The sequence below is a fragment of the Bradyrhizobium betae genome, assembly GCF_004123905.1.
GTDB lineage: Bacteria > Pseudomonadota > Alphaproteobacteria > Rhizobiales > Xanthobacteraceae > Bradyrhizobium > Bradyrhizobium betae_A.
The window spans coordinates 772,359-798,360 of record NZ_MZXW01000016.1 but is presented as its reverse complement, the minus strand read 5'-3'; the positions used below and the strand labels follow the sequence as shown (position 1 = coordinate 798,360).

Sequence of the window (26,002 nt, the reverse complement as noted above, 5' to 3'; positions counted from 1 at the left end):
GCCGTCATTGAAAGCCGGATCAGAAAATGCACGCCAGGCTCCCGCACCCGTTCGACGACGCCACCCGCATCACCGCGGGTGACTCTAGCTGGCAGGGACACACCAGCGACGACTACTGGGCCTTTGTCGGCCCGTTCGGCGGCGCCACGGCCGCAACCATCTTGCGCGCGCTGATTGAGCATCCGCAAGCCGCCGGCGAACCGCTGGCACTCACCGTCAATTACTGCGCACCGATCGCGAAGGGGCCGTTCGATCTCGACATGCGGCTGGTGAAGGCCAACCGCTCCAGCCAGCATTGGAGCGTCGAACTGTCGCAGGGCGGCGGCGAGGTCGCGACACTCGCCACCGCCGTGTTCGCCGAGCGCCGGCCGTCCTGGGAGCACAGGGTGGCGCAATATCCGGATACCAAGCCGTTCGAAGCGACGCTGCCGTTCCCGAAGATCCAGGCCACCTGGGCCAACCAGTATGAATTCCGCTTCGTCGAGGGCGAGATGCGCATCGGCCCGCCGCAGGCCGAGCTCGCCAGCACCTATTCGAAAATCTGGATCAGCGATCGTGAGCCGCGCAAGCTCGACATGCTGTCGCTGATGTCGATGTCGGACGCGTTCTTCGGCCGCATCTTCCACGCAAGGCGCGAGCTGGTGCCGTTCGGCACGGTGTCGCTCACGACGTATTTCCACACCGACAGCGACGAGCTCGCAGCCGAAGACATCACGCGCGTGCTGGCGACGGCCGATTCGAAGATCATGCACAAGAGCTACGCCGACCAGAACGCCGAGCTATGGTCGCCGAACGGACGGCTGCTCGCGACGAGCACGCAGATCGCGTATTTCAAGGCGTAGCTGCCGGCACACGCTCGTCATTGCGAGCGTAGCGAAGCAATCCAGACTGTCTCCGCGGAGGGATTCTGGATTGCTTCGCTCCGCTCGCAATGACGGTGGAGAGAGCTCGTGAGAAACAAAAAGGGCGGCCGCGCGGCCGCCCTTTTGCGTTCCAAGCGATGGAGTCTTACTCCGCCGCGAGCTTCACGTCCGGCGCGGCGGCGCGGACTTCGGCGTCGACCTGGGCTTCGAACTTGGCGAAGTTCTTCTGGAACATGCCGACCAGCGCGCGCGCGGTCTTGTCGAACTCGTCCTTGTCCTTCCAGGTGTTGACCGGGTTGAGGATTTCGCTCGGCACGCCCGGCAGCGCGGTCGGCACCGCGAAGCCGAAATATTTGTCGGTACGGAATTCGACGTTGCGCAGCGAGCCATCGAGCGCCGCGGTGAGCAGCGCACGCGTCACCTTGATCGGCATGCGCGAGCCCGTGCCGTACTTGCCGCCGGTCCAGCCGGTGTTGACCAGCCAGCAATCGACATTGTGCTGGGCAATGAGGTCGCGCAGCATGTTGCCGTAGACGCTCGGATCGAGCGGCAGGAAAGGCGAGCCGAAGCAGGTCGAGAATTCCGGCTGCGGCTCGTTGCCGAGGCCGCGCTCGGTGCCGGCGACCTTGGCGGTGTAGCCGGACAGGAAGTGATACATCGCCTGCGCCGGCGAGAGTTTTGCAATCGGCGGCAACACGCCGAAGGCGTCGGCGGCGAGCATCACCACGTTCTTCGGCTGCGGCGCACGGCCGGTGCGCGAGGCGTTGGGGATGAAGTCGAGCGGATAGGCCGAGCGCGTGTTCTCGGTCTTGGAGCCGTCGTCGAAATCGACCACGCGGGTGTCTTCGTCGAGCACGCAGTTCTCGAGCACTGCGCCGAAGCGGGTCGAGGCCGCGAAAATCTCGGGCTCGGCTTCCTGCGACAGCTTGATGCACTTGGCGTAGCAGCCGCCTTCGAAATTGAAGATACCGTTCGGGCCCCAGCCGTGCTCGTCGTCACCGATCAGCGTGCGGTTCGGATCGGCCGACAGCGTGGTCTTGCCGGTGCCTGACAGACCGAAGAAGATCGCGGCGTCGCCCTTGGCGCCGACATTGGCCGAGCAGTGCATCGGCATCACGCCGCGCTCGGGCAGGTAATAGTTGAGCGTGGTGAAGACCGACTTCTTCATCTCTCCGGCATAGTAGGAGCCGGCGATCAGCACGATCTTGCGAGCGAAGTCGATCGCGACGACGTTCTCGGACTTGCAGCCATGGCGCTTCGGATCGGCGCGGAAGCTCGGCATGTCGATGATGGTGAGCTCCGGCGTGAAGCTCGACAGCTCGACCGCCTCGGGGCGGATCAGCAGCGTGCGGATGAACAGCGAGTGCCAGGCAAGCTCGGTGAAGACGCGGGTCTTGATCCGGTAGGCCGGATCGGCGCCGCCATAGAGGTCCTGCGCGAACAGGCTCTTGCCTTCGGCGTGCTTGAGGAAGTCCTGGTAGAGCGTCTCGAACTGCTCGGCGGTGATCGACTGGTTGCCGGCCCACCACATCTTCTTGTCGGTGGTGGCGTCACGCACCGTGAACTTGTCCTTAGGGCTGCGGCCGGTGAACTCACCGGTGTCGGCGCAAAGCGCGCCATCGGCGGACAGCACCGCCTCGCCCGCTGCGAGCGAGTATTGATAGAGTTGCGGCGCACCCAGGTTCCAGTGAACCTGCTTGAGATTCTTTAAGCCGAATTTGTCGGCGCCGAAGGCACCGTTGCGCACGCCCATCTCTTGCACGAAAAAATCCTCCTAGAACCCGCGACACTCAGCACGACCAAGCTTTGGCACCATCGCGGTCACCGTGAACAATAGGCCATCCAGCCTCGGCTGGGCGACCTAATACTGATGAACGCTGGCGTTGCCAAGCTGATCCCGCAGGATTTGGTTTATTCAAGGACCGCGCCAAACGCCGCGCATGTCAGCCCTGAGCAGGTGCATCAAAAAATCGCGGATGGTCGCGCAACCAAATGCGTGATTCAGCGTTTCCCACGGTTATTGCGACGCACAATCCGTCAAGCGGGCTTATCGTACCTCGCCTTCGCCAATCAGCGCGAACGGCCCCCACATCGCGGGATACGCGTTGCGCGGCGACGAGGTGTCATCAACGTAGGTTAACATCGCGCGGCGCAAAGCTTCGGCACGGCCGATTCCTGGTTCGTTTTTGAGCAGAGCGAAAGTCGAAATGGTCAAGCGGGTGGCAGCTTCCGAATCCACCGCCCAATGCGAGACCAGCAGCGCGCGGGCGCCGGCATAGAAGAACGCGCGCGCCAGCCCCGACAATGCCTCGGCCCCGGGCTTGTCACCGGCGATGGTGTTGCAGGCCGACAGCACAACCCAATCCGCATTGAGCTTGAGCTGGGCGACTTCGCTCGCGGTGAGCAGGCCATCGTCAAGCTCCGTGGGCTGATCGGGAATGGAGAGCGCAAGCGAGGGCTCGCCCAGTCCCTTGACGTCGCCCGCAACGAGGCCGTGGGTCGCAAAGTAAATGATGCTGTATTGAGCAAGCGCTGCACGCTTGAGCGTCGTTTCGCTGGCATCGCGGCCGAGATGGATGTCGGCCTCGCCGGCGCCAACATCCTTGGCCACCGCGTTCAGCTCGTCCGCGGTATCCGGCAGTTGCGGCAGCGCCTGCGCAAGCCGCGCGCGATCGACACCGGCACCGCGCCAGAAATCGGTATAGGCAATCGTCGCGATGCTGCGCGCGGCAACCTTGTCCCTCGCCGCGCGACGATCGGTAGGCCCTTCGGCCGCAGGGTTGAACACAGGATCGCCAAAGCCGGTCATCGGCTTGACGCCTTGATCCCTGCGCGCAAAGGCGCGCAGCGATTTCAGGCTGATCACCGACGGCAGCACCGAGACGGCTTGACGCCGCAGCAACCAGGCCGCGTTGCGATAGCCTTCGAGCTTGGCCGGGATCGCAGCTTGCGGCATCTCGGTGACGAGCAGATGAAACGGCAACGCCGTCAGGGCGGCCGACGGCACCACCAAAAGGCTGCGCTTGTCTTTCGTCAGCGCCTCGACCGGTCCGAGCAGCGCGACATAGAGCTCGTTGGCGAGCGCAAGATCGAACAATCCCGATTTGCCCGAGGCATCGCGCGCCTTGCCGACGTCGAGCCCTTTGCGGAACGCCGTCACCTTCTGCGTCAGCGCGTCCGCGCCGAGGGAAATCTCCTTCCAGTCGACGCCGTCGCGCGTGATCGCGATGACATAGCTTCGCTTGTCGACGACGGAATAGATCGTCATGGCTTCGTCGGCCGACAACAGCGGCTGGATGTCCTTCACCGCGAGCGGCAGCGGGTTGGAGAGCGAGGCATAGTCGGGAAATTCGACCGCGAGCGTCTTCTGCAGGCCGGCGCGCTCGCTCGCGATCGCCGCGATCCGCGCGCGGCTGCGCTGCTCGGCCGCGACGTCGCGCTGCGCGGCCTGCTTGGACACCGCCGTGATGATCGCCTTGTCGAGCGCCTCGGCCTCGGCCGCGAGATCCTGGTCCTTGCGCACGAGCTCGGCGAGCCGGTCGCTGCCGGCGGCAAGCCGCACCGCGAGCTTGTTCACGGCGGAGGCGGCGGAAGACTGCGTGCCGCGCTGGATCGCGGCCAGCGCTTCGTCGAGCGCCTCGTCATCGGGCAGCAGATGCTGTTGCCGCGCGGAGAACAAAATCGGCAGCACCACACGCAGCTGCGCGCGATCGCCGCGAAGCGTCCGTTCCGCCAGCGGCAGCGCGTCGGCGGTGCGTCCGGAGACATAAAGGAAATAAGCGAGATTGCTGGTCGAGGTCACGACGTCAGGGTGATCCGGCCCGAGCGCACGCTCACGGATCGCGAGAGCTCGGTGGTAGAGCGGCTCGGCATCGGCATAGCGCTGCTGGTGCTCGTAGAGCCCGGCGAGGTTGTTCAGCGAGCGCGCGACATCGGGATGATCCGCCCCCAGCACCTTTTCGCGAATCGCGAGGGAACGCTTGATCGGCGCCTCCGCATCCGCATCGCGATTGAGGTCGCGATCGACCTGGCCGATGTTGTTGAGGACCGTGGCAACCGCGGGATGCTCGGGCCCACCAGCCTTCTGATAGATCGCGAGCGCACGCTGGAACAGCGGTTCGGCCTCGGCCTGCCGTTCCTGCTTGACGTAGAGCGTGGCGAGATTGTTGAGGGCCCGGCCCACATCAGGATGCTCGCGCGACAGGCCCTTTTCGCTCACAGTCAGCGCACGCTTGAACAGCGGCTCGGCTTCAGTGAAGCGGCCCTGCCGCTGATAGAGCGCGGCGAGATTGGTCAGCTCAGCCGAAACCAGCGGCGTTTCGAGACCGAGCGATTTCTCCATCAGCGCGATAGCGCGCTTGTAGAGCGGCTCAGCCAGATCGTCGCGGCCCTGACCGGCATAGACCTGGCCGAGATTGTTGAGAGCGGCGGCGAGCTCGCGGCCGTTGTCCTTCTCCAGACTCGTGACCATGCCTTGCGCGAGCGGCAGCGCTTCCGAATATTTGCCGGCACTCATGAGTGCATTGATCCGCGCGCTTTCCGCGGCGAGACCTTTCTGGGCAAGGGCTGGCGTGGCGAGCGATCCAGCGATCACGAGCGCCAAGCCCGCGACCAGCATCAAGCGACGGCGTGTCATGAATCCTCTCGCTGCCAACCCCGAACCGTTACGGTGTTGGGTCGCAGCGATGGGCTGCGGCGTTCAATCCCGACGCGGCTCGTCCACCTTCGCGCGGGCCTCGCCAGCGAGGCGGACCAGCATCTTGCGCAGCGCCATGCCGTTGGTCACCCGCTCCGGGAAGTCCAGCCGAAGCGCGGTCTGGCCGTCCTGCATGTCGAGGCCTTCGGGGTCGCAGCCGGTGCAGCGCCAGTCGCCCGCGGCCGCGCCCAGCAGCCTGGTTGCGTAGAGGCCCATGGCATCGCGGTGGTCGGCGTTCATGTGCTCCACGGCCCCCGCCTCGGCCGCCAGCAAATCCTCAGCGCCGGCAAGGTCGGTCAGGAACTGCTCGGGCTTGAGATCGACGATGCGGCCGAAGCCCGCCACCAGATGGGTTCCCGTTGGCCGGATCCTGAAGAACGAAAAGTCCTTAAATGAAACAAAGGCTTCCGCCGACGGATGGGCATTGAGATACCTCCGGTGGAGCAGCTCCTTCTCGGGGTCGGCCTGTTCCGCCCGGCCGGACAGCATGATCCGGGCGCCCTCCAGCGGATCGCCGGCGGCGCGCTCGTCCAGCATCAGGGACACCCGGCCATCCGCCAGGATATTTTTGGTGTGCACGGCCAGGCCTGAAATCAGCAGGATCGGCGAGCCATCCGGATGGCTCGCCAGATTGACCGGGGAACAATAGGGATCGCCGGAGCCCACCATCAATGTTGCGAGAGCCCCCTGCCGCGACCGCCGCAGCAGCGATTTGGCGAGCTTGCCGGGGTCGAAATCAGGGGTCGGTTGCATTGGCTTTCTCGGCTCAGGTGGTTGCATGGAGGGCCTTTTTTCGGGTAAACGAGGGCCCGGTTATGGGTCGAGATGCGGCGAATCTGCCGCCTTTCGTGGAACTTGGTCACACTTCAGCCCAGCTTGCATTGCTCGGTGACAAGGTTCGAACGCCAATTCGGCACCCATCTATGCGGCGCATCAGTGGATTGCTCGCCGTTTAAGCCACGACCCAAACGGACAGCAGAAAGCAGAGGCTCATGCCCACAATCGCTTTGGTCGACGACGACCGCAACATTCTAACATCCGTCTCGATCGCGCTGGAGGCCGAAGGCTATCGCATCATGACCTACACCGACGGCGCCTCCGCGCTCGACGGTTTCCGCACCACCCAGCCCGATCTCGCCATCCTCGACATCAAGATGCCGCGCATGGACGGCATGGAGACGCTGCGCCGTCTCAGGCAGAAGTCCGACCTGCCGGTGATCTTCCTGACCTCCAAGGACGAAGAGATCGACGAATTGTTCGGCCTCAAGATGGGCGCGGACGACTTCATCCGCAAACCGTTCTCGCAGCGCCTTTTGGTCGAGCGCGTCAAGGCCGTGCTGCGCCGCTCGGCGCCGAAGGACCCGACCGTCGCGCCGAAGGAGAACGATGCCAAGGCGCTCGACCGCGGCCTGCTGCGCATGGATCCGGAACGCCATACCTGCACCTGGAAGAACGAGCCGGTGACGCTGACCGTCACCGAATTCCTGATCCTCCAGGCACTCGCGACCCGGCCCGGCGTGGTGAAGAGCCGCAACGCGCTGATGGACGCCGCCTATGACGACCAGGTCTATGTCGATGACCGCACCATCGACAGCCACATCAAGCGGCTGCGCAAGAAGTTCAAGGTGGTCGACAACGAGTTCGAGATGATCGAGACGCTCTACGGCGTCGGCTACCGCTTCAAGGAAGCCTGAGGCGCAAGGCGCTTTCACGAAAGAACGACTGAGAGCATCCGGTTCTGATTCCGTCACGACCCGGATAGCTCTAGGATGCGGGGACCCTTCGCACGAGATGTCCTAACGCGGGCGTGAGCATTGCTTGACCGAACGCAGCCTGACGAGAACCAGAACGCCGGGGACATCGTATCCGACGGCGCTCTGGAGCACGTCGCCGGTGACAAGCCGGCTGCGCAAGGCTGGCGGCCGCTGAACTGGCTCAAGCGCGCCGGGCAGTTCTTCTTCGCGCTGTCCTTCTCGAGCCTGACCCGCCGCATCGTCTCGCTCAACCTAGCGGGCCTCGTCGCGCTGGTCGCGAGCATCCTGTATCTGTCGCAGTTCCGCGCCGGCCTGATCGACGCGCGCGCGCAGAGCCTGCTGGTGCAGGCCGAGATCATCGCGGGCGCGATCGCGGCCTCCGCAACCGTGCAGACCAACGCCATTACCATCGACCCCGACCGCCTGCTCGACCTCAAGACAGGCGACAGCTATGGCGGGACGGACGATTCGCTCGATTTCCCGATCAATCCGGAGCGCGTGGCGCCGGTGCTGCGCACGCTGATCTCGCCGACCAAGACCCGCGCGCGGATCTTCGATCCCAACGGGACGCTGCTGCTCGACAGCCGCGACCTCGACAACGTGCTGACCTTCCCGCTGCCGCCGCCGTCGCTGCAACCGGGCCTGGTCGAGCGCGGCATGGTCGCGGTCCGCACCTGGCTGAACCGCGGCGACCTGCCGCTCTATCGCGAACTCGGGCGCGAGAACGGCAATGGCTATGCGGAAGTGGGCGATGCGCTCCAGGGCCAGAAGCGCTCGATGGTGCGGGTCAATTCACGCGGCGAGGTGATCGTCTCCGTCGCGGTCCCTGTGCTGCGCTCGCGCGCCATCCACGGTGCGCTGATGCTGTCGACCCAGGGCGACGAGATCGACCAGATGGTGACGGCCGAGCGCCTCGCCATCCTCAAGGTCGGCGGCGTCGCCGCCGCGGTCATGATCATGCTGTCGCTGCTGCTTGCGAGCACGATCGCGGGTCCGGTGCGCCGGCTTGCCGACAGCGCCGAGCGCGTCCGCCGCCGCATCAAGACCCGCGTCGAGATTCCCGACTTCACCCGCCGTCGCGACGAGATCGGGCATCTGTCCGGCGCGCTGCGCGACATGACCAACGCGCTCTACAGCCGCATCGAGGCGATCGAGATGTTCGCCGCCGACGTCGCCCACGAGCTGAAGAACCCGCTGACCTCGCTGCGCTCCGCGGTCGAAACCTTGCCGCTGGCGCGCAACGAGAACAGCCGCGCGCGCCTGCTCGAGGTGATCGAGCATGACGTCAAGCGGCTCGACCGCCTGATCTCGGACATTTCGGATGCCAGCCGGCTCGATGCCGAGCTGCAACGGCAGGACGCGGTCCCGGTCGATCTACGTCGCCTGCTGGGCACGCTGGTCTCGGTCGCGAACGAGACCAAGCTCGGCCACGACGTCGCGGTCGAGGCGCGCTTCGAGGGACGCGGGGCGAACGACAATTTCGCCGTGACCGGCCACGATTCACGGCTGGGACAGGTGGTCTCGAACCTGCTCTCCAACGCGCAGTCCTTCTCGGAAGCCGGCAGCAAGGTCCGCCTCATTTGCCGCCGCGTGCGCGGAGAGATCGAGATCGTGGTCGACGACGACGGTCCCGGCATTCGCGATGACGCGCTGGATCGCATCTTCGAGCGCTTCTACACCGACCGTCCGCATCAAGGCTTTGGCCAGAACTCCGGCCTCGGGCTTTCGATCTCGAAGCAGATCGTCGATGCCCATGGCGGACGCATCTGGGCCGAGAACCGCGCTGGGCCCCCGGACGACGAGGGCCTCGCGACGGTCTCGGGCGCGCGCTTCGTGGTGAGGCTGCCGGCGCTATGAGCCAAGGCCGCTTGAACGACGGCCGCTTGAACGAAGCCGGGCCCAGCGTGCACGCCTCCGCGGTCAAGGTCGGACAAATGGCCGTGCTGATCCGAGGGCCCTCGGGCTCCGGCAAGTCGCGCCTTGCCTTCGATTTGATCATGGCGGGGCGGTCAGGAATGGTCGAAAGGGCCGTTCTGGTCGGTGATGACCGTGTCCATCTGGCGACAGTCGGCAATGAAATTGAGGTCCGCCCAGCGCCCGCGCTGGCCGGCCTGATCGAGATTCGGGGCTTGGGAATCCGCCGCTGCGACTTTGCGGAGCATGCGACCGTCGGTCTCGTGGTCGATCTGGACGCCGCGGACGCCGAACGGCTGCCGCCGGCCGAATCTCTGAAAACAAGCATTTTCGGTGTCGAAATACCGCGAATCCCGGTCGGACGCGACTATTCGCCCCTCCCCTTGGTTGTCGCGGCCTTGACCACTACCAAGAGTTAACCTTCTGCTAAGCCCTCAGGCGATTGTTTGAAGGGAAATTGTAACCATATGACCCCCACTATCGCGACCGAATAGACCGGCGCAGCTCCCCTCATCCATCCGTCTAGATTCAGGGAGATACGCAACATCCCCTCTTGCGCGGGGGCTCTGGATGGTCAAAGTGGCGCGTTCGTGCGGTGCACCAAAAGCGCCCGCGAGGAGTTTTTCCGATGATTGGTCTAGTACTTGTGACCCACGGGCGCCTTGCCGACGAATTCAAGGCAGCGCTTGAACATGTCATGGGCCCACAAAAGCAAATCGAAGCGATCACGATCGGTGCCGAAGACGATTCCGATCTCTGCCGAAGCGACATCATCGAGGCGGTTAACCGCGTCGATTCCGGCGATGGGGTAGCGATCCTCACCGACATGTTCGGCGGCACGCCGTCGAACCTTGCAATATCCTGCATGAGCCGACCGAAGGTCGAGGTGCTCGCGGGCATCAACCTGCCCATGCTGGTGAAGCTCGCGAAGGTTCGTGAAGAGCGTCCACTGCCCGATGCGATCGCGATGGCACAGGAAGCGGGCCGCAAATACGTCACCATCGCCAGCCGTGTACTCGCCGGCAAATGAGCGACGACGCGCCGCAAGCCGGAACCGGCGTGCCCGCGGGCGCGATCTCCAAAGAACTCCTGATCATCAACAAGCGCGGCCTGCACGCGCGGGCTTCGGCGAAATTCGTCCAGGCGGTCGAGCGCTTCAACGCGCAAGTGTGGGTGACGCGCGGCGGCGAGACCGTCGGCGGCACCTCGATCATGGGCCTGATGATGCTGGCGGCAGGACCGGGCACGACGATCACGGTCGCTGCAGCTGGTGCTGAAGCTGATGCCGCACTCGCGGCGATCACGGAACTCGTTGAAAGCAAGTTCAACGAGGAAGGGGTCTGAGCCACACGTTCAGTGCCGTGGGGCGGGCAAAGGCGCAACGCGCCGTGCCCACGACCTTTCTACAATCGTTAAACGTCGTGGGCACGCTTCGCTTTGCCCACCCTACGGCAGCTCGGCTATTTCGCCGGGCCTGCGATGTAGATGTTCCAGCTCATCGACGGGCCGGCCTTGCCGTGGGTGAAGCGGCGCGTCGTCATCACGATGCGCTCGGCATTCGGCGCCACTTCCGACACCCATTTCTCGAACGCCGGCAGGCGGCCATCGGTCGGATCGAACACGCCGATGAAGCCATACTTCCTGGCGTCATCGCGCGAGGTCAGGCCGGAATCCCAGGCTTCGATCGGAACGAGTGCCGCCGGATGATCCGGGCTGTAGAACACCATCGGCTGGATCGACTCCATCGTGCCGGCGACGACGGCCCAGCGCGAGGCAAAGCGCGCGTGCCAGGCCTGCGTCAGCTCTCGTGCAAGCTCCGACCGCGCGCCATAGGTCGCGGTGTTGCCGGCATTCGCCGCCATCTCGCGCGCGGCGATCCAGGGCGAGGCTATGAGCGTGGCCACGCTGAGCACGAGCCAGATCGCGACGATGTTGAACAGCACCGCGCTCTGCACCCGCAGCGCGGGGATCGCGACCAGCGCCAAGGGCGCCAGGAAGAACAGCGAGATGCCCCAATCGGTCTTCATGTAGATGCTGAACACCAGCGCGCCGAGCGGCGGGCCGAATGCGACGATGATCTGGATGATCCAGACATTCAGCGCCTGCGAGACATTGACGCCCATATTGGGACCGCGCGCCCAGGCGCGCGTGACGATGCGCAAGGGCGCGCGCAGCAGCAGCGACAACCACGGCGGCACCAGCGCCATGGCGAGCGCGGCGAGCGCCACCGGCAGCGCCAGCAGCGCGATATTGTGCAGGACGTAGCCGGCCACGAGCTGATGCACGAAGCCGGCGTCCTCGAGGCTGTAGGTGTCGCCGGCATAGGTCAGCGGCACGAAATGCACGTCCGCCAGCCAGACGATGTGCGGGATCATCGCCACCACCATCGTCGCGACCGCCACCCACGGCGCCGGCGACGACAGGAATCTCATCCGATCCGGATGGATCAGCGCGGCAAGGCCGATCGCGCCGATCATGGTCAGCACCCAATATTTGGTCATCAGCGCCAGCGCGCCGGCGAGCCCGAGCAAGACTCCAGATTGCCAGCTCCGCTTCTCGAAGGCGTTGAGATAAGCGAGCACGAGCAGCGGCAGCGTGACCAGCTGGAGCAGGTCCGGATTGTACTTGAAACCCTTGAAATTGAAGATTGGGTAGAGCGCGATCATCACCACGACCAGGAAGGCGCGGCGCGCGTCCACCACGCGCAGTGCAAGCAGCCAGCAGATCACCATGCCGACGCCGACCGTCGCCATTGCGAGCGCATAGGTCGCCCAATCCGTCGCCGGGAACACTGTGAACCAGAGGCCGGCGACCCAGCCCGACAGCGGCGGGTGCTTGCCGTAGCCCCACAGGAATTTCTGGCCCCAGCCCCAGGCTTCTGCGACGTCCATGTGAACGTCCTGCGCCGCCTTCAGATTGATCAGGATGAAGGTCCAGAGCACCGCATGCAGGATGGCGAGCTGGATCACCAGCCAGAGGCGCGCCTCGGGCCGGGTTGCACTGGCAATTAGCCAGGCCCGGAAACGGTCAAAGCGCACCCGGGTTCTTACGCGTGCTCGGGCGGAGGGGATCGAGGTGGTGGACATCGGCCTGGACATGGCCGCTGCGTAGCGCGTTTTGGGCCGTCGTGGAATCAGCTTGGCGTGAAGAAAGGCCCTGAAAATACAGCAATATGGTTGCCGCACGGGGATGTGAGTGGTATCCCGCGCCCATGACGACCGTCCCCATTTCGAACATCCGCAATTTCTCCATCGTCGCCCATATCGACCATGGCAAATCGACGCTGGCCGACCGTCTGATCCAGATGACCGGCGGCCTCTCCGACCGCGAAATGGCGGGCAAGGAGCAGGTGCTCGATTCCATGGACATCGAGCGCGAGCGCGGCATCACCATCAAGGCGCAGACGGTGCGCCTCGCCTACCGCGCCAAGGACGGCAAGGATTACATCTTCAACCTGATGGACACGCCCGGCCATGTCGACTTCGCCTACGAAGTCTCGCGGTCGCTGGCGGCGTGCGAGGGTTCCCTGCTGGTGGTCGACGCCAGCCAGGGCGTCGAAGCGCAGACGCTCGCCAACGTCTACCAGGCGCTCGACAACAATCACGAGATCGTCCCGGTCCTGAACAAGGTCGATCTTCCCGCGGCCGAGCCCGAGAAGATCAAGCAGCAGATCGAGGACGTCATCGGCATCGATGCCTCTGACGCGGTGATGATCTCGGCCAAGACCGGCCTCGGCGTGCCTGACGTGCTGGAAGCCATCGTCACCCGCCTGCCGCCGCCGAAGGGCGATCGCGATGCGACCCTGAAGGCGCTGCTGGTCGACAGCTGGTACGACGTCTATCTCGGCGTCGTCGTGCTGATCCGCGTCGTCGACGGCGTCATGAAGAAGGGCAGCCGCGTTCGCATGATGGGCACGGGTGCGGCCTACGACGTCGAGCGCGTCGGCTTCTTCACGCCGAAGATGACACAGGTCGACGAGCTTGGCCCCGGCGAGATCGGCTTCATCACCGCCGCGATCAAGGAAGTCGCCGACACCCGCGTCGGCGACACCATCACCGACGACCGCAAGCCGGTCACCGACATGCTGCCGGGCTTCAAGCCGGCGATCCCCGTCGTGTTCTGCGGCCTGTTCCCGGTCGATGCCGACGATTTCGAGACGCTGCGCGCCGCGATGGGCAAGCTGCGTCTCAACGACGCCAGCTTCTCGTTCGAGATGGAAACATCCGCCGCGCTCGGCTTCGGCTTCCGCTGCGGCTTCCTCGGCCTGCTGCACCTGGAGATCATCCAGGAGCGTCTCTCGCGCGAGTTCGATCTCAACCTGATCGCGACCGCGCCGAGCGTCATCTACAGGATGAAGCTCAACGATGGCACCGAGATCGAGATCCACAATCCGATCGACATGCCCGACGTGGTCAAGATCGCCGAGATCGAGGAGCCCTGGATCGAGGCCACGATCCTCACGCCCGACGATTATCTCGGCAGCGTTTTAAAACTGTGCCAGGAGCGCCGCGGCTCGCAGAAGGAGCTGACTTATGTCGGCTCGCGCGCGATGGTGAAATACGACCTGCCGCTCAACGAGGTCGTGTTCGATTTCTACGATCGGCTCAAGTCGGTCTCCAAAGGCTACGCCTCGTTCGACTATCATCTCACCGACTACAAGCCCGCGGATCTCGTCAAGATGCAGATCCTGGTCAACAACGAGCCGGTCGATGCGCTCTCCATGCTGGTCCATCGCACCCGCGCCGAAGGGCGTGGCCGCGCCATGGTCGAGAAGATGAAGGAGCTGATCCCGCCGCACATGTTCCAGATCCCGATCCAGGCGGCGATCGGCGGCAAGGTGATCGCGCGCGAAACCGTCCGCGCGCTGCGCAAGGACGTCACCGCAAAGTGCTACGGCGGCGACATCACGCGTAAGCGCAAGCTTCTGGAGAAGCAGAAGGAAGGCAAGAAGAAGATGCGGCAGTTCGGCAAGGTCGACATCCCGCAGGAAGCTTTCATTGCCGCGCTGAAGGTGGATAGCTGAGGCGAAGACTCGGGTCGCTTCGGGCATGAAGCGATGGGTCCGATCCGGGATGTTTGTGACCGGACGACACGAACGCGAAAACAACCCCATGCACAGTAGCCAACAGCCTGGCGGCGCTGGATTTTCCGATTTTACGAATCCTGATTGACCCGTCGGGCAAAACAGGGGCATGATGTCATCATGGCAACGGGTGCAGTCGGCAGACGGTGATGTCTCATCAAATGACCCCCGTCACGTTTGTGCTCATGGCCCGGATACCTCCAGAAAGCGTCGAAGCGTTTCGAGCTTACGAGGATGCCGCCCTGCCGTTGTTACCTGAGTTCAACGGATGCCTGGAGCGTCGTCTCCGCAATCCGGATGGCACCATCGAGATGCACATCGTCAGCTTCGCATCCGAAACGGACTTTCAAAATTACCGGAACGACCCACGGCGTATGAGCCAAGCCGGGCTGCTGGAAAAATCATCTGCGAAGATGGAATTGCTCCGGATGGCGGACGTCTCGAGCATTATCGGTTCTGATTGAATCAGAACCGAAGCGTACGGGCAAACGCGTCGGGCGGTACGGCCTCTACAGATTGCGCCAGTTGTGCCCGAAACGCGATTTGAAGGTGTAACGAAATCGAATCGCTCTTCAGGGCTGAAAATTAGTTCAGCGTCATAATCGTAATGACTCCAACGCAAAAAAAGAAAATAGGCTGCAATCAACAAGAATAAAGGGAGGAGTACATGGATACTGCGGGTCGCCTGCGCGCGATGGCAGTGTTGTGCCGTCAGACAGCCGCGCGTCATCCTGATCGAAGCTGGAAACTGCTCGCCGAAGCTGAATATTGGGAGCATCTGGCCAATGATACGGCGCTCGATCATTTCGACCGTTGCTTGGTTCGCTCACCGCTTCATCGAGCGCGTAGTATCCCACAACCGGCCGCAGCGCCTGCGGAGTGACTGCAAACAAAATAGTTTGTTAGCTTCTGTGTGCCTAACTTGGTGAGTGCCGCCCACCGCCGATTGCGGCACCTTGGAATGGGAATGCCGGCCCCGGCTGTTACCCCATCCTGCGGCTGGGGCCGTTTTGAACTTTCACAGCATCGTTCAACCCCGGTCCACAGCCATGCTTAGAGGCGTCGCTATAGCGCGCGTAGGATGGGTAGAGCGAAGCGCTTGATCGCGACGGAATAGATCGCTGTCACGGCAGAGTGACAAATCGCGCTACAAGCCGTCACGATGCGCGCTTCGCTTCCACATATCTTTTGAAATTGTCGAGGATCGCCTGCCAGCCGCCCTGCTGCTGCTCGACCGAGTGCGTCGGCTCGCTGTCGAAGACGACGCGGACGACAACGCCCTTCGGGCTGGGCACGAACTCGACCTCGGCCTTGCGATCGCCGAATGAATATTCGATCAGCTTGTGTTCGACGATCGTCGTATAAGTACCGGCGAAGTCAAAGCCCATGCTGCCGTCCTTGGCCTCCATGCGAGACGAGAAGACGCCACCTTCCCGCAGGTCGACCGTCACCTTGGTCGTGTGCCAGTCGTCCGACGCGGCGTTCCATTTCACGATGTCGGCAGGCGTCGTATAGGCACGCCAGACCTGATCGATGGGGGCTGCTACGTTGGTTTCGACGGTGATCCTCATGGGCATTGCTCCAGTTCAATTCTTGCAGTCGGGGTGACGACACCACATCCGCGGAACTTCCGGGGATTGTAACCAAGGACGATCGAACCCCGGCGGCGCCGACATGGTCGTCGCAAATTTTTGGGGATTCAAGGCGCCGTCAGACCATCATTGTCCGAGCTGTTGAAGCACGGCGAACCACAACGCGAGCGGCTCCCTGAGGCCGCCCGGCTCGGACGGCTTCTGGTGAACGGCGGTGTGCACCATGACGAGCTTGGAGGCCGGATCGACCAGGATGACCTGACCGCGGATGCCAAGCAGCGCAAATCTGCGCTGCTCGCCGGGGAGGAGCCACACCTGATAGCCGTAGCCGAAATAGGGTGTGGCCACGCCCGGAGCGAGATGGCCATCGCCTGGTCGGACGGTCGTGGCATCGAGCAGCCACTGCCGGGGGATCAATTGCCGACCTTCCCAGGCGCCGTCGTTTGCGAGCAACCGGGCCAGGCGCGCATAGTCGCGCAAGGTGGCGTTGAAGCAGCAAAAGGCAATCTCTTGCCCGCTACCGTCTATCGCCCACGACGCATCCGCTTCGGTGCCGATGGCGTCCCAGATCCGGTCGTGTAGATAGTCGGCAACCGGAATGGCCGTGGCGGAGCGCAGGACCAGGCCGAGTATCTCGGTTTCAACGCTTGCATAGTGCCATCGGGTCCCCTGCGGTGCGGTTCGGGTATTGAATTGCGCGACGATGGCGGCGGGATCTTTTGGCTCATCGACGAACAGGGCCCGCCCGAGCCGGGCGATGTCGTCGTGCCCATCATAGACTTCCGAGAATTCGACGCCCGAAGACATGTTCAGCAAGGCCCGGATGGATGTGTTTCCATATTCCGCTCCTGCAAGGCCGGGGACATAGGTTGAGACGAGGTCGTCGATCGACTTGATCCGTCCCTCCGAGACCGCGACCCCGACCAGCATGGCCACCAGCGTCTTCGCCATGGACTGCGAGAGAAAGCGATCGTGGTCGGTCCGCGAATATTGATAGTGCTCGTACAGGATGGTGTCGCCCCTGGCGATCAGGAGCCCCGTTACCGGGTTACGCTTGAGGTAGTCCGCGATGCTCAGCCGTTCGGCGCCAAAACTGTACGTGATTGATGGCTCTGGCGCGCGTTTGAATTGCCAGGGCGCCGTCGCGCGGCTGACCGCGCGCGAGGGGTAGATCTCGCCAAAATGGCTGTAGACCCCGACGAGCTTGTCAAGCTGGGTGGTGGTCCCGCGCGTGCCGACCGGATAACCGGAGGCCGCGCCGTAGAGTTCGGCATCGGGGCCGCTATCCGAAAAGACCGGCCCCGGCTCGCGAGGAGAGCTTCCACCATCCTGTGCGCATGCGAGAGGTGCCGAGACCGCAGCGGCGAAAGTGACAGCCATGAAAAGCCTGCGGCAACCGCGCGGCCTGCAAAGTGCTCCCCATCTCATTGAACTTGCCTCCTCGCACGTTCCTGTGTGCGCGCTCATGAGAACAACCTCGCAGGCCGGTGACGAGAGGCATGCTATCATGACGGGTAGACGGTGTCAGCGTGCGCCCAGCGCGCAGGATGGGGTGAGCCCTTGCGAAAACCATCAGGTTTCGTCACCGAGCAAGGCCTTGATGGGTTTCGCTCTCGCTCTACCCATCCTACGGGCTGCCCATGCTGCGAGCTATCGCGTCAGCTGCAGGAGGTCCCAGCGATTTCCGTAGAGATCAACGAAGACAGCAACGGTCCCGTACGGCTCGACGCGCGGCTCCTCCCGGAACAGCACGCCTTTCGAGCGGTAGGCTTCATAGTCGCGCCAGAAATCGTCGGTGTGCAGGAAGAGGAACACGCGCCCGCCGGTTTGATTCCCGATGTGCTGCGTTTGATTTGGCGTAGCCGCTTTCGCCAGGAGGATGCGGGTCTCCACGGAGCCCGGTGGCGCGATCAAGACCCACCTCTTGCCGTTGCCCAGGTTCGTGTCCTCAACCAGACCAAAGCCCAGCCGTTCGATGAAGTAGGCAATGGCTTCATCGTAATCGCGAACAAGAACAGACACGTATCCGATGTGCTGCCGCATGGTCGCATCGCTCTCAAGAATGTGGCGATGGCCTATCTCGCCTTCGGGCCAAGTCACCCTGCCCTCTATGAGGCCATGTTTGTCCTTTTTGAGGCACTCGTCAAGGTTGACCAGCGGCCCTCCGCGACCAACGAGAAACTCCCGACGGATCTGCGGTTCGCGGAAGCTGGAAGCAGACCGGAGCTACAGGCTGCTTTCGAAGCGCTGGCGGCTGTCGTCACGCCGTTTTTGCGACGATGTCGCTGTCGTCACCGAGACATTCTGGGCGGCGCTTCATGGGCTCGCTGAACTGGAACGTTCAGGGCGAATCAGGCCCGCGGCGCGGGACAAGCGCATCGCGCTGGTTGTTCGGGCGATCGTCATGTCCGGACACAGTTCGCCGGCACGCGGCTGATACCCTTTGTTTCATGGCCGCCTTGGGGCTTCGACGAAGCGTCGCCATCGCAGATCGAAAGGCGTAGCTCAATTCACCGCCCGCAGCGCCGCCGTGAAGGCGGCGAGATCCGCGCGTGCCGTCTCGTCCGGGGCCCAATGCGGGAGGTCGGCGAGCTCTGCGATCACGCGGGCCCGGTCCTGCGGCAGCAGGAAGCTCGCCCAGACATCGCTTGTGTCGCGGATGGCGGCGGCCACCAGGCGGGCGTTCTCGGGCTTGCTTGCGCCCTGGATCGCCGCGCAGACCGTGGTCAGGATGTATGTGGCGCTGTTCTTGCGGAAGCCCGTCATCCCCTCCTCGCGGATACGGGTGCGCTGCTCCGGCGGAAGGCCCGCCCAGAACAACTGGCCCGCAACCGCCTCGCGCGCCATGCCGCGGATCATGAAGCTGATCGCCACCGCGTACTGGTCACCGTACTCGGTCATGTTGCGCTGGAGCGCGACAAGATCGGGCTGCGGCGGCCTCGATCCGTAAAGGATGAACAGCTTGTGGGTCGCGTTGGCGGCGTCGGTCCAGTCCATCAGCCAGTTCATGTCGCTGGCCTGCGCGGGGGGCAGCGCCGCGAGGGCGTCGAGATTGAACACGTGGCCGAGCAGTACTGCGACCTCGGGCCGGGTCAGGTCGGGCCGCCCGCCCTTTTTGGCTACGCCATCCACATAGACCCGGAAAGCCTGCGCGGCCTCGCGCGCAGCGGCCGCATCATGCGCGCCGTCCTGCGCAAGCGCCGGTGACGCGAGTGCGAGAAGGACGAGGAGGATTCTGATGATCGGCATGGGCAACCTCAACCGGCGCGTTATGCGGCCCCGTTCGTGACGATGGCGGTTGTTGGTCGCAGCCAACGCCGTCAAGGTTCGCGGACCGTCCTTCGAGACGCCCGGCCAAGGCCGGCCCGCGGGATGAGGTGGTCGCCTCCACCGAGACCGCGATCACCCAATCGCAAAATCCGCCGCTGTCTCGGCGTGAATGGCCGTCGTGTCGAAGGTCTCGACTGACGTGTCTTCCGCGCCGACCAGCATCGTGATCTCGGTGCAGCCGAGGATGATGCACTCCGCGCCGGCAGCGACGAGCGCGGCCATCACCTCCTGATAGCGGCGGCGCGAGGGGGCCGAGACGACTCCAAGACACAGCTCATCATAGATGATGCGGTTCACTTCGGCGCGGGCGTCGGCGGGAGGAACCAGGACGTCGAGATCATGCGCGCGCAGCCGGTCGATGTAGAAATCTTCCTCCATCGTGAACTTGGTGCCGAGCAGCCCGACCCGCCGGTAGCCTTTGGACCGGATGCGCTCTGCCGTTGCGTCGCCGATGTGGATGAAGGGGATGGTCACGTTCGACACGATGTCGGGCGCCAGCTTGTGCATGGTGTTGGTGCAGAGCACGATCGCACGCGCGCCGGCGCTTTCGAGGCGCCGCGCGACCTCCGCGAGGCTGTTCGCCGCCTCGTCCCAGCGGCCGGCATATTGCATCTCCTTGATCGCCTGAAAATCGTAGGAATACAGCAGCAGCGGGGCTGAATGCAGTTGCCCCATCCGGTCGCGGACGCGCTCGTTGATGAGCTTGTAATAGAGCGCAGTGCTCTCCCAGCTCATGCCTCCAATCAGGCCAATGGTTCGCATTCCGGCGGCTCCACAAATGGTTCGACCGGATCGTAGACGAAGAGGTCGAGGCTGGCCATGTCGCATCGATCACACCTGTCACTCCGTCATCCTGAGGCGAGAAGCTTGCGATGCAAGGCATCGCAAGCTGAGCCTCGAAGGATGAACGGCCGAGATGCAGCCGGGCCGTCGCCCTTCGAGGCTCGCCGAAGAGGCGAGCACCTCAGGGTGACGGGGATGGAGTTTCGCCGTTGCGATCTTCGGGTGGTGGCTGAGGATCCGCCGATGGCCTCGGTAAGAATTTTGAAATCTAGAGCGCCGGCAAACCGGGCGGGGCCTTGCGCATGTTCGACGCCTGCTCGTAGGCATAGGCCAGACGCAGCAGCTTGTGCTCGCTCCAGGCACGGCCGGCGAAGGTGAGGCCGAGCGGATAGTCGGGCGTGTCCTTGCCGTCGATCCCCGAGACGAAGCCGGCCGGCACCATGACGCTGGGATAGCCGGCCTTGGCTGCAATTGCCGCGCCGGTCGCGCCGGGAAACAGAACGGCGTCCAGCCTGTGCTGATTCATATAGGCATCCATGCCGTGCGTCCTGGCGGAGAGCAGATCCATGGCGCGTGCCGATTTGTATTCGCGCTCGCTCAGGTCGCCTCTGGTGAGGGCGGCGGCGAGGAACAGGTCCTGGCCAAACCGGAGCGCCCTCTCCGCATTCGCAGCATTGAAGGCCACGATGTCGGCCATGGTCTTGATGTCGGTATTGGTCGCCCAATCCTTCAAATAGAGATTGAGACCGTATTTCAGCTCGTAGAGGAAGACGACCGGCGAGCCGGTCGGATTGCCCTTGTTGCGGCTGAGCGGATTGCGGTTGAGCACCGCCATGCCGGTGCCGGGCCCGGCAATCCAGCCACGCGTCGGCATGTTGGCGCGCACGATGACGGCGCCGAGATCCTCCAGCACCTTGATGACGTCGGCCATCAGCCTGGCCCCATCTGGTGGCAGCTTGCCGTAATAGCAATCGTTCAGCGGATCGGCGGGATCGCTCGGTACGCCGATGCGCGTCCCCTTCATCGCATCGCGTGCGAGGTCGGCCGTGTAATCGGCCGGCCTGCGCTGCCGCTCCGTCATGGGATCGCGTGGGTCGCCGGCGGCCAGCACGTTCAGCAGCATCGCCGCATCCCGCACGGTGCGCGTCATCGGTCCCGCCGTGTCCTGGCTGTGCGCGATCGGCATGATGCCGGCGCGGCTGATCAGTCCGACTGTCGGCTTCACGGTGACGATGCCATTGCGGCTGGCAGGATGCAGCAGCGAGCCCGAGGTTTCGGTGCCGATCGAGGCCGCGCACAGGCCTGCCGCCACGGCCACCGCCGAACCCGAGCTCGATCCACCGGGATCCACGAGCGGGATGCCGTGTTCGTTCAGCAGCGCCGGCACAAAGGGATTCTTCACCTGGCCTCCCAGCGAGGAATAGCCCGAGGGCATCTCGATCGCGAGGATGTTGGCGAACTCGGTCAAATTGGCCTTGCCGAGGATGACCGCACCAGCCTTGCGCAGCAGCTTGACGACCGTGGCGTCGCGCCTCGCGCGCGCCCCCTCCAGCGCCAGCGAGCCTGCCGTGGTCGGCTGCCTATCGCCGGTGGCAATGTTGTCCTTCAGCAGAATGGGAACGCCGGCCAGCGGCCGTTTGGCCGAGGGCCTGGTGCCGTCGAGCTTGCCCGCGATCGCAAGCGCGTCGGGGTTGAGCGCGCGTACGGAATTGAGCTTGTGGCCGTTGCGGTCACAGGCTTCGATCCGCGCGAGATAGGCTTTGGTCAGCGCCGTCGCGGTGACACGCCCGGCGGCCAGGGCATCGATGATGTCGGTCATGGGCGCGTCCTCGAGCTTCAGCTCGGGCGGCGCCGCGGCGCGGCCGGTTGGCGTCTTCATCGCGTGCCTCGTGGATGGATATGTGCTACGAAACGTAGCATTTCCGCCGATCGTAGGACAAGCCGCTCGGGAGCGACCAATGGACTGCACCATCCGGCCTGCGCTTGCCGATGACGCCGCCGACATCAGCACGGTGATCCTGCGTGCGTTGCGCGAAACGAATGCGAAGGACTATACGGGCGAGATCATCGAAAGGGTCGAGCGCAGCTTCAGCCCGGACGCCGTGCGGGCGCTGATCGCAAAACGCACCGTCTTCGTCGCCACCCTTGGCCGCGGCGTCGTTGGAACGGCAAGCCTCGACGGAAGCGTCATCCGCACGGTGTTCGTGGCTCCGGATGTTCAGGGCCGCGGGATCGGCCGGCTGCTGATGGCCGAGATCGGGCGGACGGCGCGCGAGCGGAGCATTGCCGCGTTGACGGTGCCTTCGTCGGTCACCGCGGAGACTTTCTATGCAAAGCTCGGATTCAATGCCGTGCGCGACAGCTATCATGGTGACGAACGCACGATCATCATGGAGCGGTTGCTCGGTGAATAGTCCGTGGCCCGGATGCCACCTTGATCCTCTCCGCTAAATAGACGACCATCGCGCCCGTCACCGCTCACACCAAGAATGGGCGAGGAAACGCGCATGAACGCAACTCCCGAACTTGGCCTGGTCGAGCGGGCCCGCGCCATCGCGCCGCTGATTGCGCGCGAGGCGGACGAGATCGAGCGGATGCGGCGGCTGACGCCTGTGGTCGTGACTGCGTTGGTCGAGAACGGGCTTTATCGCGCGCTGCTGCCGCAGAGCCTTGGCGGCGCCGAGGCCGCGCCGGAACATTTTATGCAGATGCTGGAGGAGATCGCCAAGGCGGATGCCTCTACGGCCTGGTGTCTTGGCCAATGCAGCGTCTGCGCGATGATCGCAGCCTCGCTCGATCACGACACCGCGCAGGAGATCTTCAACGCAGGCCCCGGCATCCTCGCCTGGGGCGCGATCGCACATGAGGCGCGCGCAGTCGAGGGCGGCTATCGCGTCACGGCGCGGTGGGATTTTGCCTCGGGCTCGCGGCAGGCGAGCTGGCTCGGGGCGCATGTCCGCATCGTCGGTAGCGACGGGACGCCGCGCAAGAATGCCGACGGATCGGCGGAGGTTCGCACCATCCTGTTTCCGGTTGCAAGCGCGACGTTGCATGATGTGTGGCAAGCGATCGGGCTCGCAGGCACCGGCACGGATTCGTATGACGTCGCCGACCTCTTCATCCCCGAGCGCTTCACCGCGTTCCGCGACGTGCCGCATGCGCTGGTCGAGAAAGGCCCGCTCTACAGGATAGGCACCGGCTCGACCTTCAGCCTCGGCTTTGCCGCGGTCTCGCTGGGCGTCGCGCGCGCCACGCTGGATGCCGCGATTGCGTTGTCGCGCGGAAAACATCAATCGCTGGCGGCGAGCGCCATGCGCGACAACCAGGCGATTCACGGCCTGATCGGCCGCACCGAGGGCGATCTGCGCGCCGCCCGCGCCTATCTCTATGCGACCGCGAATGCGATGTGGCGCGACCTCGTCGCGACTGGCGAGTTCAGCGCGGCGCATCGGGGCGCGGTGCGACTGGCCGCGACCTGGACCATCCATCAATCGGCAAAAGTGGTCGACGCGGCTTATCACATGGCCGGCGCGACCGCGGTGTTCCGCAGCAATCCGTTCGAGCGCCGGTTCCGCGACATGCACGCCATCGCGCAGCAGATCCAGGCGCGCGACACGCATTACGAGGACGTCGGGAAGATGATTCTCGCGAAGGCACGCTGAGCGCCAACGGTGCTGCGCTCCCTCGCCCGTTCTTACGGGGCCGCGACGAGTTCGCTCGCGCTGGGAGGGTTGGGGTGAGGGGGTGAGGTACGAAATCACGCCACCAGCGCGGCGTCTTCTTCGTCCCCGTCGATCCCGCGTTGCGCGGCCAGCAGGCTGATGATCTCCGCGTTCGGCCTCGCCTTGCTGAACAGAAAGCCCTGGCCTTCGTCGCAGCCTTCAGCGCGGAGGCAGCTCAGCTCGGCTTCGGTCTCAACGCCCTCGGCGGTGATGATGACCCCTAAGCCCTTGCCGAGGCTGACGATGGAGCGGATGATCGCCTGGGCCTCGCGATTGGCGCCGAGATCGCGCACGAAGGACTGGTCGATCTTGATCTTGTCGAACGGGAAGCTGCGTAAGTAACTGAGGCTGGAATAGCCGGTGCCGAAATCGTCCATCGAGATCCGGACGCCGAGCGCGCGTAGCGCATGCAGCGTCGCCAGCACCTGCGCGCTTTTCTCCAGCAGCAGCGTCTCGGTGATCTCGAGCTCGAGCCGGCGCGCCGGCAGGCCGGAATGCTTCAGCGCGTCCGTCACCACCGAGAGCAGATTGCCGCTGCGGAACTGGAGCGGCGACAGATTGACGGCCACGCGGACGTCGTCGGGCCAGGTCACCGCATCGAGGCAGGCCCGGCGCAGCATCAGCCCGCCGACCGGGTTGATCAGCCCCGTTTCCTCGGCGACCGGAATGAACTCGGCCGGCGAGACCATGCCGCGCTCAGCGTGCGGCCAGCGCACCAGCGCCTCGAAACCGGTGATGCGGCCGCTCTGGAGGTCGACCAGCGGCTGGTAATAGGGCCGCAGCACGTCGTTCTGGATCGCGTCGCGCAGCTCGACCTCGATCTTGCGGCGGCTCTGCGCCTTCGCATCGAGCGCGGCCTCGAAAAATGCAAAAGTGCCGCGCGCATCCAGCTTGGCGCGCGACAGCGCCATGTCGGCGTTCTTGAGCAGCTTTTCGGACTCGTCGCCGTCGGCCGGCGCCATCGCAATGCCGATGGAGGCGCCGATCACCACGGAATGACCGTCAAGCAGATAGGGATCGGCGATGGCCTCCAGCAGGCGTTTTGCCAGCAGCACCGCATCCTCGGGACGCGTCAGGCCACACTGCACGATCGCGAACTCGTCAGAATTCAGCCGCGCCAGCGCGTCGTCCTCGCGCAAGGTCGAGCGCAGGCGCTTGGCAACGCCGCGCAGCAGCTTGTCGCCGACCGCGTGTCCCAGCGTGTCGTTGACCGACTTGAAATTGTCGAGCCCCAGCATCAGCAGCGCGACCTTGTCCGAGCTGCGCCGGCCGTGCTGCAGCATCTCGTCGACCTGCTGGCGCAGCAGATTGCGATTCGGCAGGCCGGTCAATCCGTCATGCTGGGCCATGAAGGCGAGCCGCGCCTCGGCGCGCTTGCGCTCGGTGATGTCCATCAGCGCGAGCAGCACCGCGGGCCGCTCGGCATAGGTCAGTTCGCGGGAATAGATCGCGAGATCGATCAGCGCACCGTCGGCCTTGACGTGCTTCCAGGTGCGGCCGGCCTGCTCGTCGCTGGAGCGGTCAGTGGTCCAGGGCGGCTCGCTCTCGAAGGCCTGCAAGCTGCGGATCTTCAGCTTCTCGAACTCGGCACGGCTATAGCCGTAATGCGCGATCGCGGCGTCGTTGACACCGAGGATGCGTTCGTCGTCCAGCGCGCAGACGATCATCGGCACGGGATTGCCGTCGAACAGCAGGCGGAACGAGGCCTCGCGCTGCTTCAACTCGGTGATGTCGACGCGCAGGCCGACCACGCCGCCGTCATCGGTGCGGCGTTCCTCGATCAGGATGACGCGGCCGTCCGACAGCGTCTGCTCATGGCGCTTGCCGGGCTCGTAAAGCTTCTTCAGCCGCTGGGCGATCCATTCTTCCTCATGGCCTGCGGCTTCCGGATAGTCGCCGCGGGCGACGCCGACGCGCAGCGTATCTTCCAGGCGCGCGCCTTCCGCGAACAGATCGGCGGTCTTGCTGTAGATTTCCGAATATTGCTTGTTCCAGAGGACGTAGCGGCCTTCGGGGTCGAGAATCACGATGCCCTGCGGCAGCAGATCGACGGCCTGGCGCAGCCGCTCATGCGATTTGCGCGCCTCAGTGATGGCCGCTTCGGCTTCGGCGCGGCTCTGCACGAGTTCGTCATGGTCGACCGGCGGATGCGGCGCGCGCGCGAATCGCGGCTTGCGCGGCCGGTGGCCGGCAAGCACGTCTTGCTTTCGCTTTCTTGGTTTTCGAGACCCCAAACTCAACTTCACATGTCCCAGTCGCGCCCTG

The 26,002-nt window shown here is 64.4% G+C and carries 22 protein-coding genes and 1 pseudogene; 12 read left to right on the top strand and 11 right to left on the bottom strand.

Going from position 1 to position 26,002, the window contains the following annotated elements; all coding sequences use genetic code 11:
- Positions 1–26: 26 nt before the first annotated feature.
- The gene (locus B5V03_RS14010; protein WP_129270868.1) at positions 27–842 is read left to right on the top strand and encodes an acyl-CoA thioesterase; all 816 of its coding nucleotides are present in this window, start codon (positions 27–29) and stop codon (positions 840–842) included.
- A gap of 166 nt (positions 843–1,008) precedes the next feature.
- Here the strand turns inward: B5V03_RS14010 and B5V03_RS14005 are convergent, their stop codons facing one another.
- The 3 genes from B5V03_RS14005 to B5V03_RS13995 all read right to left on the bottom strand — a co-directional run bounded on the left by B5V03_RS14005 (position 1,009) and on the right by B5V03_RS13995 (position 6,312).
- Entirely contained in the window at positions 1,009–2,625 is a 1,617-nt protein-coding gene (locus tag B5V03_RS14005; RefSeq protein ID WP_129270867.1) for a phosphoenolpyruvate carboxykinase, read from the bottom strand.
- Positions 2,626–2,910: 285 nt separating this feature from the next.
- Positions 2,911–5,499, bottom strand: a complete 2,589-nt coding sequence (locus B5V03_RS14000) for a CHAT domain-containing tetratricopeptide repeat protein (protein ID WP_129270866.1) — start codon at positions 5,497–5,499, stop codon at positions 2,911–2,913.
- A gap of 63 nt (positions 5,500–5,562) precedes the next feature.
- Positions 5,563–6,312, bottom strand: coding sequence for a HugZ family protein (locus B5V03_RS13995; RefSeq protein WP_129270865.1), 750 nt, complete (start codon positions 6,310–6,312; stop codon positions 5,563–5,565).
- Between the two features lie 239 nt (positions 6,313–6,551).
- Between B5V03_RS13995 and B5V03_RS13990 the strand changes: the two genes are divergently transcribed.
- The 5 genes from B5V03_RS13990 (at position 6,552) to B5V03_RS13970 (ending at position 10,571) form a co-directional block, all read left to right on the top strand.
- Positions 6,552–7,253, top strand: coding sequence for a response regulator transcription factor (locus tag B5V03_RS13990; protein ID WP_008542552.1), 702 nt, complete (start codon positions 6,552–6,554; stop codon positions 7,251–7,253).
- A gap of 120 nt (positions 7,254–7,373) precedes the next feature.
- Positions 7,374–9,170: a sensor histidine kinase gene (locus B5V03_RS13985; protein WP_164987989.1), complete on the top strand. Its 1,797-nt coding sequence runs from the start codon at positions 7,374–7,376 to the stop codon at positions 9,168–9,170.
- A complete protein-coding gene (locus tag B5V03_RS13980) occupies positions 9,167–9,646 on the top strand; it encodes an HPr kinase/phosphorylase (RefSeq protein ID WP_283811537.1) in 480 nt (159 codons plus the stop codon). The genes B5V03_RS13985 and B5V03_RS13980 overlap by 4 nt, the downstream gene beginning before the upstream one ends.
- Positions 9,647–9,855: 209 nt before the next feature.
- On the top strand, positions 9,856–10,257 hold the full coding sequence (locus tag B5V03_RS13975; protein ID WP_007597752.1) for a PTS sugar transporter subunit IIA: 402 nt from the start codon (positions 9,856–9,858) through the stop codon (positions 10,255–10,257).
- Positions 10,254–10,571: an HPr family phosphocarrier protein gene (locus tag B5V03_RS13970; RefSeq protein WP_129270864.1), complete on the top strand. Its 318-nt coding sequence runs from the start codon at positions 10,254–10,256 to the stop codon at positions 10,569–10,571. Before B5V03_RS13975 ends, B5V03_RS13970 begins: the two co-directional genes overlap by 4 nt.
- A 116-nt stretch (positions 10,572–10,687) precedes the next feature.
- Here the strand turns inward: B5V03_RS13970 and B5V03_RS13965 are convergent, their stop codons facing one another.
- Complete coding sequence (locus tag B5V03_RS13965; protein ID WP_129271215.1) at positions 10,688–12,313, bottom strand: glycosyltransferase family 39 protein; 1,626 nt, start codon at positions 12,311–12,313, stop codon at positions 10,688–10,690.
- A gap of 125 nt (positions 12,314–12,438) precedes the next feature.
- Here B5V03_RS13965 and lepA point away from each other — a divergent pair, with 125 nt between their 5' ends.
- From lepA to B5V03_RS13950, 3 genes are all read left to right on the top strand, one after another.
- Positions 12,439–14,250, top strand: a complete 1,812-nt coding sequence (gene lepA, locus B5V03_RS13960; RefSeq protein ID WP_129270863.1) for a translation elongation factor 4 — start codon at positions 12,439–12,441, stop codon at positions 14,248–14,250.
- A gap of 221 nt (positions 14,251–14,471) precedes the next feature.
- Positions 14,472–14,774, top strand: a complete 303-nt coding sequence (locus B5V03_RS13955; RefSeq protein WP_129270862.1) for an antibiotic biosynthesis monooxygenase family protein — start codon at positions 14,472–14,474, stop codon at positions 14,772–14,774.
- 203 nt (positions 14,775–14,977) lie between these two features.
- A complete protein-coding gene (locus B5V03_RS13950; protein ID WP_129270861.1) occupies positions 14,978–15,193 on the top strand; it encodes a hypothetical protein in 216 nt (71 codons plus the stop codon).
- A 274-nt stretch (positions 15,194–15,467) separates the two neighbouring features.
- On the opposite strand, the gene B5V03_RS13945 is transcribed toward B5V03_RS13950, so the two are convergent.
- From B5V03_RS13945 to B5V03_RS13935, 3 genes are all read right to left on the bottom strand, one after another.
- Positions 15,468–15,881, bottom strand: coding sequence for an SRPBCC family protein (locus B5V03_RS13945; RefSeq protein ID WP_129270860.1), 414 nt, complete (start codon positions 15,879–15,881; stop codon positions 15,468–15,470).
- Positions 15,882–16,028: 147 nt separating this feature from the next.
- Positions 16,029–17,369: a serine hydrolase domain-containing protein gene (locus B5V03_RS13940; protein ID WP_164987988.1), complete on the bottom strand. Its 1,341-nt coding sequence runs from the start codon at positions 17,367–17,369 to the stop codon at positions 16,029–16,031.
- Positions 17,370–17,552: 183 nt separating this feature from the next.
- Complete coding sequence (locus B5V03_RS13935; protein ID WP_129270859.1) at positions 17,553–17,945, bottom strand: VOC family protein; 393 nt, start codon at positions 17,943–17,945, stop codon at positions 17,553–17,555.
- A 3-nt stretch (positions 17,946–17,948) separates the two neighbouring features.
- On the opposite strand from B5V03_RS13935, the pseudogene B5V03_RS42290 reads away from it, so the two are divergent.
- Positions 17,949–18,339 (top strand): annotated as a pseudogene (locus tag B5V03_RS42290) (TetR-like C-terminal domain-containing protein); the annotation flags it as partial.
- 68 nt (positions 18,340–18,407) lie between these two features.
- Here B5V03_RS42290 and B5V03_RS13925 read toward each other — a convergent pair.
- The 3 genes from B5V03_RS13925 to B5V03_RS13915 form a co-directional block, all read right to left on the bottom strand.
- Positions 18,408–19,151: a hypothetical protein gene (locus B5V03_RS13925; RefSeq protein ID WP_129270858.1), complete on the bottom strand. Its 744-nt coding sequence runs from the start codon at positions 19,149–19,151 to the stop codon at positions 18,408–18,410.
- A 153-nt stretch (positions 19,152–19,304) separates the two neighbouring features.
- Positions 19,305–19,994 carry an aspartate/glutamate racemase family protein gene (locus B5V03_RS13920; RefSeq protein WP_129270857.1) on the bottom strand — a complete coding sequence of 230 codons (690 nt, stop codon included), beginning with the start codon at positions 19,992–19,994 and terminating at the stop codon, positions 19,305–19,307.
- A 289-nt stretch (positions 19,995–20,283) separates the two neighbouring features.
- Complete coding sequence (locus B5V03_RS13915; RefSeq protein ID WP_129270856.1) at positions 20,284–21,894, bottom strand: amidase family protein; 1,611 nt, start codon at positions 21,892–21,894, stop codon at positions 20,284–20,286.
- 79 nt (positions 21,895–21,973) lie between these two features.
- Between B5V03_RS13915 and B5V03_RS13910 the strand changes: the two genes are divergently transcribed.
- Both B5V03_RS13910 and B5V03_RS13905 read left to right on the top strand, forming a co-directional pair.
- Positions 21,974–22,429, top strand: a complete 456-nt coding sequence (locus B5V03_RS13910) for a GNAT family N-acetyltransferase (protein ID WP_129270855.1) — start codon at positions 21,974–21,976, stop codon at positions 22,427–22,429.
- A gap of 93 nt (positions 22,430–22,522) precedes the next feature.
- The gene (locus B5V03_RS13905) at positions 22,523–23,677 is read left to right on the top strand and encodes an acyl-CoA dehydrogenase family protein (protein WP_164987987.1); all 1,155 of its coding nucleotides are present in this window, start codon (positions 22,523–22,525) and stop codon (positions 23,675–23,677) included.
- Positions 23,678–23,772: 95 nt separating this feature from the next.
- Here the strand turns inward: B5V03_RS13905 and B5V03_RS13900 are convergent, their stop codons facing one another.
- Entirely contained in the window at positions 23,773–25,935 is a 2,163-nt protein-coding gene (locus B5V03_RS13900) for an EAL domain-containing protein (protein ID WP_129270853.1), read from the bottom strand.
- Positions 25,936–26,002 lie beyond the last annotated feature (67 nt).

Coding starts and splice junctions, on each gene's coding strand:
- B5V03_RS13955 (WP_129270862.1), top strand. CDS start 14,472: ATGACCCCCGTCACGTTTGTGCTCATGGCCCGGATACCTCCAGAAAGC.
- B5V03_RS13980 (WP_283811537.1), top strand. CDS start 9,167: ATGAGCCAAGGCCGCTTGAACGACGGCCGCTTGAACGAAGCCGGGCCC.
- B5V03_RS13940 (WP_164987988.1), bottom strand. CDS start 17,369: ATGAGCGCGCACACAGGAACGTGCGAGGAGGCAAGTTCAATGAGATGG.
- B5V03_RS13935 (WP_129270859.1), bottom strand. CDS start 17,945: ATGCGGCAGCACATCGGATACGTGTCTGTTCTTGTTCGCGATTACGAT.
- B5V03_RS13965 (WP_129271215.1), bottom strand. CDS start 12,313: ATGTCCACCACCTCGATCCCCTCCGCCCGAGCACGCGTAAGAACCCGG.
- B5V03_RS13945 (WP_129270860.1), bottom strand. CDS start 15,881: ATGAGGATCACCGTCGAAACCAACGTAGCAGCCCCCATCGATCAGGTC.
- B5V03_RS13915 (WP_129270856.1), bottom strand. CDS start 21,894: ATGAAGACGCCAACCGGCCGCGCCGCGGCGCCGCCCGAGCTGAAGCTC.
- B5V03_RS13920 (WP_129270857.1), bottom strand. CDS start 19,994: ATGCGAACCATTGGCCTGATTGGAGGCATGAGCTGGGAGAGCACTGCG.
- B5V03_RS14000 (WP_129270866.1), bottom strand. CDS start 5,499: ATGACACGCCGTCGCTTGATGCTGGTCGCGGGCTTGGCGCTCGTGATC.
- B5V03_RS13905 (WP_164987987.1), top strand. CDS start 22,523: ATGAACGCAACTCCCGAACTTGGCCTGGTCGAGCGGGCCCGCGCCATC.
- B5V03_RS14010 (WP_129270868.1), top strand. CDS start 27: ATGCACGCCAGGCTCCCGCACCCGTTCGACGACGCCACCCGCATCACC.
- B5V03_RS13950 (WP_129270861.1), top strand. CDS start 14,978: ATGGATACTGCGGGTCGCCTGCGCGCGATGGCAGTGTTGTGCCGTCAG.
- B5V03_RS13910 (WP_129270855.1), top strand. CDS start 21,974: ATGGACTGCACCATCCGGCCTGCGCTTGCCGATGACGCCGCCGACATC.
- B5V03_RS13995 (WP_129270865.1), bottom strand. CDS start 6,312: ATGCAACCGACCCCTGATTTCGACCCCGGCAAGCTCGCCAAATCGCTG.
- B5V03_RS13925 (WP_129270858.1), bottom strand. CDS start 19,151: ATGCCGATCATCAGAATCCTCCTCGTCCTTCTCGCACTCGCGTCACCG.
- B5V03_RS13970 (WP_129270864.1), top strand. CDS start 10,254: ATGAGCGACGACGCGCCGCAAGCCGGAACCGGCGTGCCCGCGGGCGCG.
- lepA (WP_129270863.1), top strand. CDS start 12,439: ATGACGACCGTCCCCATTTCGAACATCCGCAATTTCTCCATCGTCGCC.
- B5V03_RS13990 (WP_008542552.1), top strand. CDS start 6,552: ATGCCCACAATCGCTTTGGTCGACGACGACCGCAACATTCTAACATCC.
- B5V03_RS13975 (WP_007597752.1), top strand. CDS start 9,856: ATGATTGGTCTAGTACTTGTGACCCACGGGCGCCTTGCCGACGAATTC.